This is a genomic window from Kitasatospora sp. MAP12-44 (assembly GCF_029892095.1).
Classification (GTDB): Bacteria; Actinomycetota; Actinomycetes; order Streptomycetales; family Streptomycetaceae; genus Kitasatospora.
The window spans coordinates 168,766-186,199 of the sequence record NZ_JARZAE010000004.1; the positions used below are offsets into that span (position 1 = coordinate 168,766).

The 17,434-nt window shown below is 69.2% G+C and carries 17 protein-coding genes and 1 pseudogene; 14 read left to right on the forward strand and 4 right to left on the reverse strand.

Annotated features, from left to right (window positions below; all coding sequences use genetic code 11):
* Nucleotides 1–3: 3 nt before the first annotated feature.
* Entirely contained in the window at nucleotides 4–516 is a 513-nt protein-coding gene (locus P3T34_RS01850) for an RICIN domain-containing protein (RefSeq protein WP_280664179.1), read from the reverse strand.
* A gap of 244 nt (nucleotides 517–760) precedes the next feature.
* Between P3T34_RS01850 and P3T34_RS01855 the strand changes: the two genes are divergently transcribed.
* The 3 genes from P3T34_RS01855 (at nucleotide 761) to P3T34_RS01865 (ending at nucleotide 3,271) form a co-directional block, all read left to right on the forward strand.
* The gene (locus tag P3T34_RS01855) at nucleotides 761–1,108 is read left to right on the forward strand and encodes a PadR family transcriptional regulator (protein ID WP_280664180.1); all 348 of its coding nucleotides are present in this window, start codon (nucleotides 761–763) and stop codon (nucleotides 1,106–1,108) included.
* Nucleotides 1,105–2,175 carry a hypothetical protein gene (locus P3T34_RS01860; protein WP_280664181.1) on the forward strand — a complete coding sequence of 357 codons (1,071 nt, stop codon included), beginning with the start codon at nucleotides 1,105–1,107 and terminating at the stop codon, nucleotides 2,173–2,175. Before P3T34_RS01855 ends, P3T34_RS01860 begins: the two co-directional genes overlap by 4 nt.
* Before the next feature lie 238 nt (nucleotides 2,176–2,413).
* The gene (locus tag P3T34_RS01865; RefSeq protein WP_280664182.1) at nucleotides 2,414–3,271 is read left to right on the forward strand and encodes a recombinase family protein; all 858 of its coding nucleotides are present in this window, start codon (nucleotides 2,414–2,416) and stop codon (nucleotides 3,269–3,271) included.
* A gap of 192 nt (nucleotides 3,272–3,463) precedes the next feature.
* Here the strand turns inward: P3T34_RS01865 and P3T34_RS01870 are convergent, their stop codons facing one another.
* Complete coding sequence (locus P3T34_RS01870) at nucleotides 3,464–4,045, reverse strand: ricin-type beta-trefoil lectin domain protein (protein ID WP_280664183.1); 582 nt, start codon at nucleotides 4,043–4,045, stop codon at nucleotides 3,464–3,466.
* Between the two features lie 208 nt (nucleotides 4,046–4,253).
* Between P3T34_RS01870 and P3T34_RS01875 the strand changes: the two genes are divergently transcribed.
* Both P3T34_RS01875 and P3T34_RS01880 read left to right on the forward strand, forming a co-directional pair.
* On the forward strand, nucleotides 4,254–4,658 hold the full coding sequence (locus tag P3T34_RS01875; RefSeq protein WP_280664184.1) for a hypothetical protein: 405 nt from the start codon (nucleotides 4,254–4,256) through the stop codon (nucleotides 4,656–4,658).
* Nucleotides 4,659–4,660: 2 nt separating this feature from the next.
* Nucleotides 4,661–5,740 carry an IS3 family transposase gene (locus P3T34_RS01880; protein WP_280664185.1) on the forward strand — a complete coding sequence of 360 codons (1,080 nt, stop codon included), beginning with the start codon at nucleotides 4,661–4,663 and terminating at the stop codon, nucleotides 5,738–5,740.
* Between the two features lie 140 nt (nucleotides 5,741–5,880).
* Here P3T34_RS01880 and P3T34_RS01885 read toward each other — a convergent pair.
* Nucleotides 5,881–6,887, reverse strand: a pseudogene (locus tag P3T34_RS01885) (IS5 family transposase).
* Nucleotides 6,888–7,272: 385 nt separating this feature from the next.
* Here P3T34_RS01885 and P3T34_RS01890 point away from each other — a divergent pair.
* From P3T34_RS01890 to P3T34_RS01925, 8 genes are all read left to right on the forward strand, one after another.
* Nucleotides 7,273–8,469, forward strand: coding sequence for an IS110 family transposase (locus P3T34_RS01890; RefSeq protein ID WP_280664186.1), 1,197 nt, complete (start codon nucleotides 7,273–7,275; stop codon nucleotides 8,467–8,469).
* A 48-nt stretch (nucleotides 8,470–8,517) separates the two neighbouring features.
* Nucleotides 8,518–9,288 carry a transposase gene (locus P3T34_RS01895; protein WP_280664187.1) on the forward strand — a complete coding sequence of 257 codons (771 nt, stop codon included), beginning with the start codon at nucleotides 8,518–8,520 and terminating at the stop codon, nucleotides 9,286–9,288.
* Nucleotides 9,289–9,528: 240 nt separating this feature from the next.
* Entirely contained in the window at nucleotides 9,529–10,659 is a 1,131-nt protein-coding gene (locus tag P3T34_RS01900; protein ID WP_280664188.1) for a site-specific integrase, read from the forward strand.
* 348 nt (nucleotides 10,660–11,007) lie between these two features.
* A complete protein-coding gene (locus tag P3T34_RS01905) occupies nucleotides 11,008–11,247 on the forward strand; it encodes a hypothetical protein (protein ID WP_280664189.1) in 240 nt (79 codons plus the stop codon).
* Between the two features lie 241 nt (nucleotides 11,248–11,488).
* Complete coding sequence (locus tag P3T34_RS01910; RefSeq protein WP_280664190.1) at nucleotides 11,489–12,475, forward strand: aldo/keto reductase; 987 nt, start codon at nucleotides 11,489–11,491, stop codon at nucleotides 12,473–12,475.
* A complete protein-coding gene (locus P3T34_RS01915; protein WP_280664191.1) occupies nucleotides 12,472–13,104 on the forward strand; it encodes a TetR/AcrR family transcriptional regulator in 633 nt (210 codons plus the stop codon). Before P3T34_RS01910 ends, P3T34_RS01915 begins: the two co-directional genes overlap by 4 nt.
* Before the next feature lie 3 nt (nucleotides 13,105–13,107).
* On the forward strand, nucleotides 13,108–13,884 hold the full coding sequence (locus tag P3T34_RS01920) for an alpha/beta hydrolase (RefSeq protein WP_280664192.1): 777 nt from the start codon (nucleotides 13,108–13,110) through the stop codon (nucleotides 13,882–13,884).
* Nucleotides 13,881–14,516 (forward strand): carboxymuconolactone decarboxylase family protein, encoded by a 636-nt coding sequence (locus P3T34_RS01925; RefSeq protein ID WP_280664193.1) that lies wholly within the window; start codon nucleotides 13,881–13,883, stop codon nucleotides 14,514–14,516. Before P3T34_RS01920 ends, P3T34_RS01925 begins: the two co-directional genes overlap by 4 nt.
* A gap of 165 nt (nucleotides 14,517–14,681) precedes the next feature.
* Here the strand turns inward: P3T34_RS01925 and P3T34_RS01930 are convergent, their stop codons facing one another.
* On the reverse strand, nucleotides 14,682–15,683 hold the full coding sequence (locus tag P3T34_RS01930; protein WP_280664194.1) for a DUF5937 family protein: 1,002 nt from the start codon (nucleotides 15,681–15,683) through the stop codon (nucleotides 14,682–14,684).
* A gap of 377 nt (nucleotides 15,684–16,060) precedes the next feature.
* Between P3T34_RS01930 and P3T34_RS01935 the strand changes: the two genes are divergently transcribed.
* Entirely contained in the window at nucleotides 16,061–17,320 is a 1,260-nt protein-coding gene (locus P3T34_RS01935) for an alpha/beta hydrolase-fold protein (RefSeq protein WP_280664195.1), read from the forward strand.
* Nucleotides 17,321–17,434 lie beyond the last annotated feature (114 nt).

The following is a 17,434-nucleotide window of genomic DNA, read 5'->3' on the forward strand; positions in this document are numbered from 1 at the left end:
GTGTCAGGCGATCGTGAACTGCTGGTTGGGGGCGCCTGTGCAGGTCCACTGGTCGATGCCGGCCCCGTCGTTGACGCCGGCGTCCCAGACGTCCAGGCACTTGCCCGCGAAGGTGTGGATCTGGACCTGGTTGTTGTTGGCCGGCACGATCGTGAACTGCTGGTTGGGGGCGCCCGTGCAGGTGTACTGGTCGATGCCGGCCCCGTCGTTGACGCCGGCGCCCCAGACGTCCAGGCACTTGCCCGCGAAGGTGCGGATCTGGACCTGGTTGTTGTTGGCCGGCACGATCGTGAACTGCTGGTTGACGGCGCCCGTGCAGGTCCACTGGTCGATGCCGGCCCCGTCGTTGACGCCGGCGCCCCAGACGTCCAGGCACTTGCCCGCGAAGGTGCGGATCTGGTTGGTTCCGATGGAGTCCGCGGGCGCCGCCATGGCGGCCGGCGCCACAGAGACGACCGAGGCTGTGAAGGCCAGGGCGGCCAGGGCGCGAAGCGCGGTCTTGGTGGCAGAGTGCATGATCTTCTCCTTGGTTCCTGGGAGGGAGTGCGTGCTGACACGGCCCCTGACGGTCCATCAGTGGCCACTCAATGGGCATGCGCATGCCAATAGCTGGAACAGCCCGGCGGGATGGGGCCCGGCGGGATGCGACCAACTATGCCGACCGTTCTGGTGACACACCGTTGAAAGCCCGGTGTGAGCGGCATGCCAGGAGCGTAGCTAACCCATCGACGTATCTCAATGGTCAATGTAAGATTGGCTTATGGCAGCCCGTCACCTACAGGAGCCGACCCGGCTCGTGCTCACCGCCCTGGCCGACGCCCCCAGACACGGCTACGCGATCCTCCAGGAAGTCCTGGCCATCTCCGGCGGCCGCACCAAACTGCTCACCGGCACCCTCTACACCGCCCTGGACCGCCTCCTCCAACAGGAACTCATCCAGGTCGACCACGAGGAGGTCGTCGCCGGAAAACTGCGCCGCTACTTCGCCCTGACCGACCAGGGACGCGACGTCCTCACCGCGGAAGCGCAGCACCTGCGCGCCGGGGTGGCCGAGGCCGAACGCCGCCTCGCCCTCGGCCGGCCCCAGCCGAACGGAGGCACGGCATGACCGCCCCGCCCATGACCACACCCGAGACCCTTTTACCGCCCGCGCGGCGCTCCCTTGCAGCGAGGCTCCCGCTGCTCGGCCTCTACCCGGCCAAGTACCGTGCCGCGTACGGCGAGGAGATCGCCGCCGTCTTCGCCGAGACCGTCCAGGACTCAGGGCCACGTACGGCCCTGCGTGAGTGGGCCGCGCTCGCCGCCCACGCAGGGCGGCTGCGCACCCGGCTCAGCTCCTCCGACCCCGCCGGCCGGATCACGGCCGGCGCCGCACCGTTCATCCTCGCGGGCGGGGCAGGCCTGAGCGTGCTCCAGCTGCTGGTCGGACTCTTCCTGCCCGACCCCCTCAAGCACGTACAACAGGTGTGGCACCCCGGCACCTGGACCTCCCTGGTCGTGGCACAGACCGGCCCCTGGATCCTCGCCCTGATCTTGGCCTCCCTGGGCCGGTGGACACCGGCCCGACTGCTGGTCCTGCTGGGAATCCTCGGACGGATAGGCGCCATGCTGGCGTTCGCCACCCCCGATGACCCGCTCGCCGACGTCCTCCCCTACGACCTGCTGCTGCCGTTCGGGATCGTGCCCGGCACGGTACTGCTGATCGCCCCGGCCGACGCCGTCGACATCTCCCCACACGGTCGGGGCGAGACCGTGCTCACTGCCCTCGCCCTCGCGGTCCCGATGAGCGTGCTAGCCATCTTTTGGTTCCGGCCGGATCTCAGCCCCGCCACCGCTCCCTTCTCGAGCACCGAAGTGGACCTGCTCGACGTAACCGTGGCCTGGCCCGCCGCCGTCATGAGCCTCGCCATGCTCCTCCACCTCGGCGCCCGGCGGCCCGACCGCCTGCGCGCCACGGGCATCGCTCTGGCAGTCCTCCCCTGGACGGCCGTGCTCCCCCCGGCCTCGTACTACCTGCTCCCCCCGCCCGGCCTCTGGGTGCAGGTGATCTCCTACTACTTCCTGCGCAACACCGGCGTCGTCCTCGCCTTCCTCGCCACCGCCACCCTCCTCGCCTACCTCCGTCACACCCTCCTCCACCGCTCCCTCCCCACCGACCCACCCGAGACAACGTGAACACCACTGCCCCGGCGCCTCGTCAACGGGCACCCGCCACGAAAGCCGCCACACACGGAGGCTCCCGGCCTTTCAGGATCACCCTCTGGCCTCCCCGTCTGCGGCGTGATGGCGGATGTTTCAGAGGTGGTCGCCTGTGAAACACCGTCACGGCCGTGGCCAGCCAGGGCTTTTCATGTTTCATGAGTCGTTGCAAACGACTGGACGACTGAAACATACACATGAAGCAGTCGGGGGCGTGAGCGACGACTTCAAGCGCGTGGAATCACACGACTGCCCGATGTCCACCTGTGGCGCCCCGGCCGGCTCGCCGTGCCGTACCGGCAGCGGCAAGGTGGCCGTCCAGTACCACACCGCCCGCTTCAGGCTCGTGCCCTCGCTGGCCAAGGCACTCAACGTGCCCACCCCGGCCGTACGCAGGCCAGGCTCGGCATGGGTGGAGCTGCCGCGGCCGGTGAACGCGGGCGCCGAGCCAACCGGGCACGTCCGCCTCGGATACGCCCGTGCATCGACCGCGCGGCAGTCCCTGGACTCGCAGCTCGACTCCCTAGCCGAGGCCGGGGCGACCCGGATCTTCGCGGAGAAGATCTCCACGCGCTCCACCAAGCGGCCCGAACTGGACGCGGCCGTCGCCCTCGCCGGCGAACTGCGCGCCTCCGGTGTGCACGTCACCCTCGTCGTCCACGAGCACAAGCGGCTCGGCCGCGGCATCGAACTCGCCGCGCTCGCCGAGGACCTCAAGGCCCGCAATGTCGGCCTGGAGTTCCTCACCGGGGAGCTGAAGGGCTCGCACGACCCATCCGGGGTGGTGTTCACCGTACTGGCCGCGCTGTCCGGCATGGAACGCGAGTACATCCGCGACCGCACCCTCGAAGGCCACGAATCCGCCCGCCGGCGCGGCAAGACCATCGGCGGCGCGCATGTCACCGACGAGGCCATGCTGTCCATGGCCCTCCACCTGCGCGAGCAGCAGATGAGCCTGCGCGACATCGCTTCCCGGCTCGTCATCACCACTGGCAAGAAGAAGGGCCAACACCCGTCAGCTGCCACCGTCATGCGGATGCTGCGCGAACACGACGAGGCCACCAGGATGTGAACCGAGCCCCTGAACTAGGCGATTGCCGCACAGCCAACCAATTCCACGCCAAATGGCCAGGTCAGCGCCTACTTCGTTGTTTTTTCGGCGAGTACTACCGGGACCCCCGAACGGGCCGGGACAGTTGCCCGGCCGCGGGATGGCCCGTGTGCCGGCCGGGCGCCCGGCCGGCACACGGGCCATCCCCGAAGATCAGGCGTTGTTGATCTGCCACCACTGCTGGGACTGGAAGTTCTTCTGCCACAGCTGTGCCTGGGCACCGTTGCCGGGCACGTTAGCGTCGCGGTCCACCACGGTGTTCAGGTTGTTGTTGAACCGCTCGTTGTAGATCGCCAGGTCGCCAGAGCGCATGAACCACTGCTGCTGGGTGCTGCCGTTGCACTGCCACAGCTGGAGCCGGGTGCCGTTGGCGCCGCCGCCGTTGGTGTCCGCGTCCAGACACATCCCCGGGAAGCGCACGCTCTCGATGCTGTAGTTGTCCCAGGAGATCCACTCCTGCTGGGTGGAGCCATTGCAACCCCAGGCCTGCACCTTGGTGCCGTTGCCCCCGTTGGTGGCGTCCGCGTCCAGGCACTGGCCGGGCGTGACCCGGTAGAGGCTGTTGATCCGGACGTAGGTGCCGGTGGCTGCCCCGGATCGGTGCGCGGCATTCTGACCGAGCGTCAGTCGGCCCGTGACGCCGGCGGGCGTGGCTGCCTGGGCACTGGTGGCCAGCAGCGGTGCGGCGAGCGCGGCAGCGGTGGCGAGCGCCGCGACAGTGGTGCGAATACGCATGGTTCCCCCTTGGTGCATGAGACCGCGACCGGGCCGCGTGGCCCGGTGGTGCGGGCGAGCGACACCCAACGTAGGCGGGTGTTCGCGACGCCGGAATCCTTTGACCGCATGGGTCAATTGGCAGCGAACCACCCTCTCTGGCAAAGTGAGACAAGTCAGGCATACTGGATGATTCATTGAGTCGAGGGCGGAGAAGGAGTAGTCCCAGGTGGCCAGCACCGACGACCACGGGGTCCCGAATCCGCAGGTGGAACCACGTTCGACGAACCGCCGGTTCTCGGCGGCGTACAAGCAGAGGATCCTGGCCGAGTACGAGCGGCTGGACAAGCAGGGCAAGGGCGCGCTGTTGCGCCGGGAGGGCCTGTACTCGTCGCTGATCGCGGCGTGGAAGTCGCAGCGCGACACCGGGGCCGCGACGGCACTGGCCGCACCGGCGGGCAGGCCGAAGGCCGACCCCCGCGACAAGGAGATCGCCAAGCTCAGGAATGAAGTTGCCCGACTGGAGAAGGAGTTGGGCAACGCCCGCACCGTGATCGAGGTGCAGGGAAAACTCTCCGCGCTGCTGGACCAGCTCGCCACGGGCAGCGCGACGGACAACGGCGAGACGAAGTAGCCATGGCCGGGCGCCGTCTGACAGGGACGGCCGGAACGGTTTTCGAGGACGCTCGCACGTCTGCCCTGGAGAAGCTGTCCGGCGTGGTCGGGCGGGTGCGGGCCTGCGCGGCGCTGGGCGTCAACCGGGCGACCTGGTATCGCCATCATCGCAAATCACCGCCTCTGCCGAGGCCCGCGCGCGAGCGCCGGCCGCATCCGAAGGCGCTGTCGCCCGCCGAGCGGGAGACGGTGGTGGCCAAGCTCAACGGCGAGCGGTTCAAGGACACGGCACCGGCCGAGGTCTACGCAACGCTGCTGGACGAGGGCGTGTACCTGTGCTCGGAGTCGACGATGTACCGGATCCTTCGTGAGCGCGGCGAGGTCCGTGAGCGGCGTCGGCAGGCCACTCACCCGCCGCGCAAGAAACCCGAGTTGATGGCCTGCGCGCCGAACCGGGTGTGGTCGTGGGACGTGACCAAGCTGCGAGGTCCGGACAAGCGGGTCTTCTATTTCCTCTACACGATGATCGACATCTACTCCCGCTACACGGTGGGCTGGATGGTCACCACGTGCGAGAGCGAGGACCTCGCGAGGCACTTCATCGAGGACACCGTCGGCAAACAGGGCGTTGACAGGGGTGAGTTGACGATCCATTCGGACCGGGGAGCGATCCAGACCGCCAAGTCCGTCGCGGTCCTGATGGCCGACCTGGGTGTCACGAAGTCGCACTCCAGGCCGAAGGTCTCCAACGACAACCCTTACTCGGAGGCCCAGTACAAGACGATCAAGTATCGGCCCAACTACCCGGACCGGTTCCTTTCCCTGCCCCACGCCCGTCAGTGGTGCGCTGAGTTCTTCGACTGGTACCACCTCGACCACCGGCACAGCGGCATCGGCTATCACACTCCCTACGACGTCCACCACGGCGAAGCCGACCTCGTCCGCGAACTCCGGGCCAAGGTCCTCACCGACGCCTACAACCAGCACCCCGAGCGGTTCGTCCGCAAGCACCCCGAACCACCGGCCATACCCGAGCATGCCTGGATCAACAGGCCCGCCGACGACGAGACCGACGAGAAGGAGTTGCAGACCCAAAGTTAGGCACGATCACCTGCCTTGATCACGTTGACAGGTTCCGCCATTCCGAATTCACGCCGTTCCCGGACTCACGGGCGACGAGATCCACGGCACGCCGGCGTTCCGTTCACTTGTTTCTGCTTAGGGCCTGTTCTGAGTTCAGATCATGTGGCGGGCCGTAGGCTGCGGAGCCAGATGACGGCGCCGCGTAGGTGGAGTCCGGCGAGGTAGCTGTCGGGGGTCTTGTCATAGCGGGTGGCCAGACCGCGCCACTCCTTGATCTTGTTGATACAGCGCTCGACGGTGTTGCGGTCCTTGTAGAGGTCGGCGTCGTGCGTGACGGGACGGCCGCCGCGCGAGCCCTTCTTCCTGCGGTTGGCGGCCTGGTCGACCTTCTCCGGGATGACGGCCTTGATCCGGCGTCGGCGCAGGTAGGCGCGGTTGGCGCGGGAGGAGTACGCCTTGTCGCCAGCGATCGCGTCCGGGCGGGTGCGGGGCCGGCCCACCGGAACGCGGACCTTGATCCGCTCGATGACCGGGATGAAGCGGGGGCTGTCGGCGGCCTGCCCAGGCGTGAGCACGAAGGACAGCGGCCGACATTGGCGTTCGGCCGCGAGGTGGGTCTTGGTGGTCAGCCCGCCGCGCGAGCGTCCCAGCTCGGCCGCGCGGAGCCGGGCCTTGCGGCGACGGCGGACACGACGGCGTTCCTCGCGAGTCGCGTCGTCCGTCTCGCCGGCCGGGCCGGGCGCCGCCACTACTGGATCGGTTTGCCCCTTTTGTGGAGCCCCTTTTCCTTCGTGGCGGCCTTCTCCAGATCCTGCAGCAACTCCGGGTCGACGACCATCCCGGCCGCGTGGTGGTGCGCGCGGGCGACCGTGGAGTCCACGCTGACCAGGCTGAGATCGACCTGTCCACGGGCTGCGGCCTCGGCGATCATCCCCTCCATCAGCGCCTGGAAGGTCCCCGTGGTCGCCCAGATCTGGAACCGGCCGTAGACGGTCGACCAGGATCCGTAGCGCTCAGGGACGTCCCGCCATGGACTCCCGGTCCGAAACCTCCACATCACCGCATCGAGCTGTCGGCGCAGGTCGGGGATCGGCCCACGCTCGCCCAGCGGCAGGAGCGGCTCCACCAACTCCCATTCGGCATCGCTCAGATCACCACGCGTCACACCGCCGTTCTACCGGGCCGAGACCGTCCGGCGTCGGCGAACCACCAAACCGTGATCTGAACTCAGAACAGGCCCTAGACCGACCGGCAATAGGCAGCGGTGTGCGGCGAGGTGGCCGGTCGAGTGCAGTGCGGGCACGGGTCCACGTGATCATGGAGTCCTACCTTTCAGGCGTGGGTTCGTACTGGTCACTCGTAAGATCGGTGGGCCCAGGGGCTCTGGGTATGGCTGTCATGGAGGAGCCGATCGGATGGCTCAGAGAACATGGCCGCCCGGAGCCCCGCGACGACTCGACCGCCAATTGGGATGTGCGACTTGATCGCTCTGTAGGACTACGTCGGCGAGGTCGTCTGCTGGATCGATTGGCAACGACAAGCTGACGGAGGTGGCCGTGCCCCGGATCTGGGCCGGAGTGGACATCGGCAAGGAGCATCACCACTGCGTGGTGCTCAACGATCGGGGCGAGCGTCTGCTCTCCCGCCGGGTCCTGAATGACGAAGGGGTCCTGCTGGAACTGATCCGCGACGTCCTGGACATCGACCAGGACGTGCTGTGGGCAGTGGACATCAACCACGGTGGTGCAGCCCTGTTGATCGGCCTGCTGCTCAACCACGACCTGCCCATGGCCTACCTCACCGGCCTGGCGGTCCACCGAGCCTCGGGCACCTACCGCGGCGAAGCCAAGACGGATGCGAAGGACGCATTCGTCATCGCCGACCAGGCCCGCATGCGCCGTGATCTGGGCCGGCTGCGGCCTGGCGACGAGATAGCTGTCGACTTGCGCATTCTCACCACCCGCCGCACCGATCTGGTCAGCGACCGCACCCGCCAGATCAACCGGCTCCGCGCCCAACTGCTGGAGTTCTTCCCAGCGTTGGAACGCGCACTGGACCTTACCAACAAGGGTCCTGTCGTTCTCCTGACGGGCTACCAGACCCCGGCCGCCATCCGCCGAAGCGGCGCGAAGCGCATCGAGACCTGGCTGCGCAACCGCAAGGTCCGAAGCGCAGAGATCCTGGCGAAGACCGCCGTGGAAGCGGCGCAATCTCAGCAGAGCGCGCTGCCCGGCGAGAAGCTCGCCGCCGCCATGGTGATCCGCATGGCCAAGGCGGTGATGGCCCTCGACGAGGAGATCGCCGAGCTCGACGCACTCATCGAGGCCCGGTTTCGCGAGCATCCGCATGCCGAGGTGATCCGCAGCCTGCCGGGGATGGGCAGCCAGCTCGGGGCCGAGTTCATCGCCGCCACCGGCGGTGACATGGGTGCCTTCGCCAGCGCGGACCGCCTGGCCGGCTACGGCGGCGTCGCCCCGGCTCCCCGGGACTCCGGCCGCATCAGCGGCAACCTTCACCGCCCTCGGCGCTACCACCGGGGCCTGCTGCGGGTCTTCTACCTCTCCGCGATGGCCAGCCTCAGATCCTGCCCCGCGTCCCGGACCTACTACGACCGCAAGCGCGCCGAGGGTAAGGGGCACAAGCAGGTCCTGATCGCGCTCGCGCGCCGAAGAGTGAACGTGCTGTGGGCGATGATCCGCGACGGAGCGTGCTACCAGGCAGCACCACCAGTCACGGCGGCGGGTTGACAACGGCATTGGGATGTTCTCTACGCTCAGTGATCACGAAGGACGGCCGTGCCCGCGCTGCCATTTTGCCTGCTCGAACCCCTCTGGGACCAGTTCGCCGCTCTCCTGCCCGTCCGGGGAGAGTTCGTCGTGGACCATCCGCTCGGCTGTCATCGCCGCCGGATCTCCGACCGGACGGTCTTCGAGCACATCGTGCTCGCGCTGGTCCACGGCTCCGGCTACGAGCGCATCTCCACCCCCGGCTGTTCCGACCGCACGATCAGACGCCGTGTCAACGAGTGGGCCGAGCTGGGGATATCCGAGAAGGTGCACGCCCTCGCGCTCGCGGCGTACGACCGGATGATCGGCCTCGGGCTGGGCGAGATCTCGGTCGACGGCTGCATCACCAAGGCCCCGGCCGGCGGCGAGAAGGCCGGACGGTCGCCAGTGGACCGGGGCGACTCGCCCCTGCTCGGCCCCACGCTGGACGCGGCGAAAGCTCAGGTCGGCACGATGCCCGAGACGGTCAACGTCAACCTCGACCGCGGCTACGACAGCGCCAAGTCGCGCACGCTGATAGCCCAGTTGGGATATACGGCAGAGATCGCACGCAAGGGCGTTCCCGCCCCGATCCAGGCCGGCAAGCGCTGGGTGGTCGAGCGCACGCACTCGTGGATGAACGACTTCGGCAAGCTGCGTCGCTGCACGGAGCGCAGTGGCAGCGTCGTGGACTTCTACCTCTACCTCGCCGCCACCCTCGTCACGCTCCGCATGCTGATCCGCCGAGCAACGAGCCGCTACCGCTGGGACGGCCGCCCCACCACCCGACGCCTCAAGTGATCCATTTGCCGGCCGGTCTTACTTGCAGTGTCGGTTTGTAGGCCGACACCGGGTCTGACCGTCTGTTTGTGGATGTCGGGAGGGCGCGTCTCACCCAGTAGGGTCCACCGGCATGCAACAAGTGTTCTACTCATCAGCAGGTTGGGAAACCTGGGGGCTGGAGTTCAAGCCGGTCATACCGGAGGGCATGTCGTTGATCTTCGACGATGACCTGCTCTTCGAGGACGCGGACGGCCTGAGGTGCTCGGCGGTGGTGAACGGTGGGCCTGCGAGCTGCCGACCCACAAGGTCCCGGCGGACAACTCCTGGCCCTCGTACGTCCGGGTTGTCCGGGAGTGGATGGAATTCGGCGCCGAGTACGGCGTGAGTCTGCTGGATAGCCGGGACCGGCTGAAGGCACTGCTCGGCGCGTACTCGGTCCACCGCTCGCGCGGCCCGTTGAAAGACCGGTTCAAGGCATCGACGTGGAACCACCACATGGCCATCCTCGGCAGGTTCTACTCCTGGGCGACCGACAACGGCCATGCCACGGCGGTGCCGTTCACCTACCGTTACGCCACCGGGGTGTTCGGCGGCCAGATCCGCGAGATGACGGTGAACCAGGCCCGTCGGCGGCAGCCGAAGGAGCACGTGACGATCAAGTACCTGGAGGAGGACTTCGCCGAGCTCTTCTTCAAGGGTCTGGCCCGGCTGCAGCCGGACGGCAGCCCCGAGCGGGGCTACCGGGGCCGGGAGATGGCGCGCAACGCGGCGGTGGGCCGGTTCATGTTCGCGTCCGGGCCGAGGAACCAGGAGTTCAGCTATCTGCTGGCCGCCGAAGTGCCCGCGCTGCCCGCGCGCCGGACACCGATGCCGCTCCCCTTCTCGCTGCCGTGGGGCATCACCAAGGGCGGCAAGTTCCGGCACACGTGGATCGACTACGACACGTTGGCCGAGCTGCACAACTACCTGGCGTTCGAGCGGGCGAGCGCGGTGCGGGGCTCATCGTGGATGCCGCCGAGCCGCTGGGGCGAGCCGCTGATGGTGACCGAGGCCGACGCCTTAGGCGGCCGGGTCAACGGCTCCCGGCTGCGCTGGGAGGACCTGGGGCCCGGCGAGCGCCGCCGCCTGGTGGCACCCGGCGGCGGGTCGATGCTGTGTGATGCGGACGCCGCGCTCGCGCTCTACCTGACCGGCCACGAACCGCTGCTGGTCCTGCGTGACCTGCTCGGCCACTCCAGCGCCTTGACCACGGAGAAGTACCTGCACCGGCTCGACACCACCCGGATCTTCGCCGAACTGCCCCCGGCCGCAGCCGGACACTCGAAGGCCGACATGCGGGCCGCCGAGCACGAAGCGGCTGCCGAGTTCGACGACGAGGACGACATCTGATGCCCGCAACCATGGTCGAGACACCGCTGGGCATCGAGGCGTCCTTCAGCGACGGGACCACCTGCAGCCGCTTCGTCAGCAGCCAGGTGCACCAGAAGGCCGTCACCCGAAATCCCGCTCTTGCCCGTGAGCTGCTGCTCGGTCTGGTGGACCTGGTCCATCCGCACGGAGAGCTCGACTCGGAGGGGGCTGTTGCGCACTACCTGTCGTCCATCAGAGCGCTGACCAACGGTCTGGCGGAGCAAGGCTTCCTGGGGACCTGCGCCGACCTGACGCGCGGAACGCTCGCCGGCTTGTGGATAGGGGCGCACGGGCGCCGCCCGGGGATCGAGGAGCGGGCCGCGCGCGATGCTCAGGCGCGCCGACGACCTGCACAAACTGCTGCGGCCGGAAGTACGGGAGTTGGTCGACGGGCGGATCTTCAACAAGGACTACGAGCACGGCACGTTCGAGTCGTACAGCCGCGCTGCGGAAGCCGCCGAGCCCGCCGAAGACCAGCTGAACCGCAGCATGAGGGCGGGGGCCATGGTGGCGATGGCGCAGTGGACGGGCAGTTCACCGGTCACGTTCTGGCGGATGGGGATGTAATCCAGCACTACGTTCTGAGACCGCGGACCGACCCAACTACTCCGGCAAGCCGGCGGTGACCTCAGGCTTGCCTGCTCGCCGGGATCCGTGGCCGCGCGCATCGTCTTCCCCCCGGACCACGCCTCGGACCTGGACCTTTCCAGGGCGGTTCGGTGCCATGCCGCCCGTGTCCCGGAGCCCGGGTGTTGCGGACCGGCGGAACCCGGATTAGATTACGTACCGGAACGTAAAGGAGGTGGCGATGCGCCACACCACACTCGGATCACTCCAAGTCTCGGCGCAGGGACTGGGCTGTATGAGCATGAGCGAGTACTACGGCCGGTCCGACTGGGACCAGGCCCTCTCGGCCGTCCACCGCGCACTGGATCTGGGTGTCACCCTGCTCGACACCGCCGACATCTACGGCGCCGGCCACAATGAGGTCCTGCTCGGCCGCGCGATCGCGGACCGGCGCGAGGGCGTCGTGGTAGCCACCAAGTTCGGCATCGACCGCTCGGCGGGCGATCACCGTCGCCGTGTGCGCGGGGAGCCGGACTACGTGCGCCGCAGCTGCGACGCCTCGCTACTGCGCCTGGGCGTCGACCACATCGACCTGTACTACCTGCACCGGCCACCGCAGGACGTCGAGCTCGCCGAGACCGTACAGGCGATGTCGGAGCTGGTGGCCGCAGGCAAGGTGCGCCACCTCGGGCTGTGCGAGGTCGACGCGGACCAGCTGCGGCAGGCGCACGCCGTGCACCCGATCGCCGCAGTGCAGAGCGAGTACTCCCTGTGGAGCCGGGAGGTCGAAGCCGTCGTACCGGCCATGGCCGAGCTCGGCGTCGGCCTGGTGCCGTACGCGCCGCTGGGGCGCGGTTTCCTGACCGGAGAGGTGGATCCGGGCTCGCTGGGAGAGAACGACTCCCGACGCGCCCATCCCCGGTTCCAGGGCGATCACGCCGCCGCCAACCGGCGGCTGGCCGAGACGGTGGGCGCGCTGGCGGCGCAGCTGGGTGTGACCGGCGCGCAGCTCGCGCTGGCCTGGGTGTACGCCCGCGGTCGGCAGCTGGGGATCTGCGTGGCACCCATTCCCGGCACCAGCAGCCCGCAGCACGTGGCCGAGAACGTGGCCGCGCTCACGATCTCGCTGGACGACGCGGTGCTGGCGCGGCTCGATCCGCTCGCCCGGGAAGTGTCCGGCGAGCGGCACGGCCCGCTCCAGGCCGTCCAACCCCCGGCTCAGCCGTGAACGGCCCGCAGACCCGCGGCCGGGGACGGCCTCGCGAGCCCGAGCACGAGGAGCTGGTGCTCACCGCCGCCACGCAACTGCTCCTGGAAGGCGGCGTCGCCGCGTGCACGGTCGAGGCGGTGAGCCGCCGCAGCGGCGTGAGCAAGCCCACGATCTACCGGCGCTGGCCGCACCGCACCGCGCTGGCGATCGAGGCCTTCGCCGCGCACATCGGCCGTCTGGTGCCGCTGGTCGAGACCGGGGACAGTGCGCACGACCTGGTCCAGGCCGTAGCCCGTCTGGCTGAGTACTACCAGGGTCGCGACGGCGTCGTCTTCGCCCAGCTGGTCGCCGCCGCCGTGCTGGAACCCGGCACCGCCGACCTGCTCAACTCCCGGTTCTTCGCGCCGCGCCGCGCGGCGCTGCGCGAGCTGTGGGAACGCGGGGTCGCGCGCGGCGAGCTCGACCCGCACGTCGAGCCCGACGCGGCGATCGATCTGCTGTTCGGCCCGGCAGCGTTCCGCCTGATGCTCGGCCACCAGCCCGTCGACGTGGACTCCTGCGTGCACCTGGCCCGCACCGCCCTGCAGGGCCTGATCCTCACCCGACCGACCACACCGTCCCCCGCACCGAAGGCAACCGGAGGTTAGACCATGCTGCCCATCACCGACACTCCTCAGCAGCCCCAGGCGAAGCACCCCGGGCGCACCCTCGTGGCCTCGCACTCGTTCAGTTTCGCCCGCCGCGAATGGATCGAGGCCAGCGCTCCGCTGTCGGAGCAGTTCCGGGTCGTCGCCGTGGACGCGCCCGGCCACGGCGAGGCGCGGGAGATCCCCGGCTACACGATGGCCGAGATGGCCGCCGCGTTCGCCGCCACGATCAACGAGCTCGGCCTAACCGACTACGTGCTGGTCGGCCACTCGATGACCGGAAAGGTCATGCAGATCCTCGCCAGCCGGGCCGGCACCGGGCTGGGGCTCAAGCATCCCCCGGCGAAGCTCGTGCTGATCACCCCCACCCCGCTCGGGCAGGAGGTCGGCGGCGAGGACCTGCCGCGCGAACTGTTCGAGAGCCGCAGGGGCCACGCTGACGCGGAGAAGTTCGTGCTGGACCGCACCGCGGTACCGCTGGCGCCGAAGGTGTTCGACCGCACCTGCGAGGACTACGCGCGGATGAACCGCAAGGCCTGGGACGCCTGGCTGCACAAGGGGATCTATGAGGACTGGACCGAGCGCGCCGCGCCGATCGACGTCGAGACCCTGCTGATCGTCGCCGACAGCGACCCGGTCTGGGGCCTGGAGATGCAGAAGAAGCTGACGGTGCCCCACCTGTCCAACGTCACGATCGCCTCGGTCGACTCCGGACACCAGGTGCCGCTGGAGGCGCCGCAGGCCCTGTCCGACCTCATCACCGCCTTCGCCGCGTCATGACCGGCGCCGCTCAGCCATCGACCGCAGACCGGGACTGGGGCGGGCGACTGCCCCTGGCCTCCCGCGGTCCGCTCACCGAGGACCAGCTCGCCGCGCAACGACGTATACAGGCCGAGGTAGTGCCGTGGGCCCGGGAGGCGGGGACCGCTGCGGCCACGGCCGAAGGAGATCCGATCGGCCCATTCAACGCGTTCGTGCACCGTCCCGCCGCTGGCATGGCCTTCCTGGACTGGGTCCTCGCCGACCAGGCCCACTCGTCCCTGACCGCGCCCCTGCGTGAGATCGTCATCCTCACCGTCGGGGCGGTGTGGAACTGCGAGTACGAGATCTACGTCCACACCGCGATGGCCCGGCACACCGGCGTCGCGGAGCCGGTGATCGAGGCCGTCCTCGCCGGGCGCTCAAGTGTCGACTTCTCGTCCACCGAGGCAACCGTCCACCGCTTCACCGACGAACTGGCACGCACGCGGTCCGTCTGCGACGACACGTACCGCCTCGCGGTCGAGGCGGTAGGGCAGACCGGCGTCCTGGACATGGTCAACCTGATCGGCGCATACCTCGCGACTTCGGCCCTGCTCAACGCCTTCCGGGTACCCGCACCACGTCCAGCCGAGCCGGCTAGTAAAACCTGACTTCCCGTCACCAGCGATGTGATCTCAGTCACGCGATCGGGTACTGCAAGAGACAGCCAGGCAATTTCAGAGCGACACGTCCATCGGCTCCGGCGGATCTACAAAGCGACGCGACCAGCGTGGGACACAGACTTTGTAGAAACAACGGTGCGGTACGGCGACCGGCTACCCCGGGCCGGTGGCCAGCGAGTCGCCCAGCGAGGAGCGCTGGTAGAGCACCGCCCGGCCGTTGCGGGTGCGCTCCAGCAGCCCGGCGGCCGCCAGTGCTCCGAGGTGGCGGCTCACCGCGCCGGGCGTGACCCCGAGCCGTTGCGCCAGCGCGGTGGTGGTCGCCGGCGTGCCGAGCAGGCCGAGCAGGCGGGCCCGGGGCGCACCGATCAGCTCCGCGAGGGCGGTGGAGGCGGCGACCGCGCAGGTGGCCAGGCCTTCGGCCATGGTGCCGCGGCCCCGGGCCGGGTAGACGACCACCGGGGCACCGCTCGGCGAGATCTCGGTGCGCGCCGCGCGGGCGAAGAGCGTGGGTACCAGCACCAGTCCGCGCCCGGCCACCGGCTCCCGCCGGGCCGGTTCGGGCGCTGGGGACCGGTCATTGAGGATCCGCAGTGCGCCGTCGGCCCAGGAGACCCGCGGGTCCAGATCGGCGAACAGCCCGGCCACCCCGGATTCGGCGAGCCGGCGGCCCCGGTAGGCGAGATCGGCTTCCAGGACGGTCCGCGCCCGCGGCCACCAGGCGGGCTCCAGGCAGCGCGCCCAGTACGTGCCGAGCGCGGTGACCACCCGGACGCGCAGCGCGAGCGGATCGTCGGACAATCGGTCGAGCAGCTGCGGCAGCGGGCTGCCGTCGCACGCGTAGGCCGTGCGGATGTCGGCGAGCAGCTGGCCCGGGGGCGTCGCGGCGAGCAGCGTCAACTCGTCCCGGATGCACGGCCGGCAGCTACGCGGGCGCGGGGTCAGCGCGTCCGGGCAGAAGCCCCGGGGCGTCACCAGGGCATCCAGCAGTTCGGTGTCCAGTCCGGCGTATCCGCGCGCCCAGGACAGCATCCAGCCGCGCTGCTCGGGGAATTCGCCGGGCTGACCGCGTAATCGCAGGCTGCGTACCGTCTCGTGCAGTGGGGAGTACCCGCACCAGGTGGCGGCGAGGTCGTCGACGCCCAGGAGATAGGTCATCACCGAACAAACGCTAACTGATCATCTCTGATTTACATCTTCATCTGGGTGGCAGTCTGATCGTCATACTGATGGCAGTCCGGCACGAGCGGGGTGACGGACGCCCGGATCACAGGGAATCCACAAGATTCGGCCCTAACGTCGCGCGGGATCCGCCGGATCACCCGACACCGGCAGCCAACCGAGCCCACGCTCTGCCCGCACACATCCCATGGCGATGTGGCCGCGCTCTGCCCGAAAGTGAGCACCGATCCGATGCCCAGGACCAGAACCCACCGGACCCTCACTCCTCGCGCGGTGGCAGCCCGATGCGCCGGCCTGCCGGTGCCCGGCTTGAACGGCCCGAACGGCTTGAACGGCCTGAACGGCTTCCGGGCATGAACGTCTCCTTGCTCGACGGCTGGTTTCCCTGGGCCCTTCAACTCGCCGCCGCCGCTGCCTTCCTCCTCGCGCTCGGCCGGCGGGACCGGCGCTGGCGGCTGCAGCGGGCACCGATCGCTCTCGCCGTCGCGGCGCTTGTCACCACGGTCGGTGCGGTCACGGTGCCGGGCCTGGCCGGGATCAACGACCCGATCCCGTTCGGCCTGTGGCTGTGGACCGGCGTGGCGATCGCGTCGTTCAGCGTGCTGGGCTTCGGCTGGCGCAGCGCCCGCTGGTGGCGGCGGCTGCTGGCGCCGGTGGCCGCACTGCTGGCCCTGGTGGCCGCCGCCAACGCGCTCAACATCTCAACCGGCTACTACCCGACGCTGGACGACGCGATCGGTGAGCTGAGCGGTGCCCCGCTGCCGGGCCAGATCACCCTCGCCCAGCTCGGTTCGATCCACGGCAGGACCACGACCGGCCGAATCGTCCAGGTGGACATCCCGGACACCGCCAGCGGCTTCACCCACCGGCAGGAGCTGGTCTACCTGCCGCCCGCCTGGTTCCGCAGTGTGCACCGGCCCAAGCTGCCGGTCCTGGAGATGATCGGCGCCGAGTTCGCGGCGCCCGACAACTGGATCCGCGCCGGTGACGCGGTGAAGACGGCGGACGCCTACGCGGCCGAACACCACGGCTTCGCCCCCGTGCTGGTGTTCGCGGACGCGACGGGCGGCTTCAAGGTGGACACCGAGTGCGTCGACGGTCCGCACGGCAACTCCGAGGACCATCTGGTCAAGGACATCCCGCCGTACATCGAGAAGACCTTCAACACCGCCACCGACCCGCACAAGTGGGGCGTGGCCGGCTGGTCGATGGGCGGCACCTGTGCGATCGACCTGACCGTCGAACACCCCAACGTGTTCACCCACTTCGGGGACTTCTCCGGCGACCACGGTCCGTACATCGGCGACAAGGAGAGCACCATCCAGCAGCTCTACGGCGGAAACGCGACGGCTTGGGCGGCACACGACCCGGCGACCGTGCTCGCGCACCACGCCAAGTACAAGGGCGTCTCAGGCTGGTTCGAGGACGGCGACCAGGAGCACAGCCAGACAACGGCGGCCAAGGAGCTGAGCGCGGCGGCCAGGAAGGACGGCATCCGCACGGTCGTCACCAGCTGCTCCGGCGCGCACACCTGGCAGACCGGCGCGGCCTCCTTCGCCCAGGCGCTGCCCTGGCTGTCACAGCAGCTCAGTCTGCAAGGCACCCACCCGTAGGCCGCCGAACCGATCCCGGGTGGAGCCGCTTCGCCCTCAGCAGTGGGTCGCCTGTCAGCAAGCAAGCAGCCGCGAGGTCGGGTCGACGTCCTCCGTCTACAGCCGACCGCCACA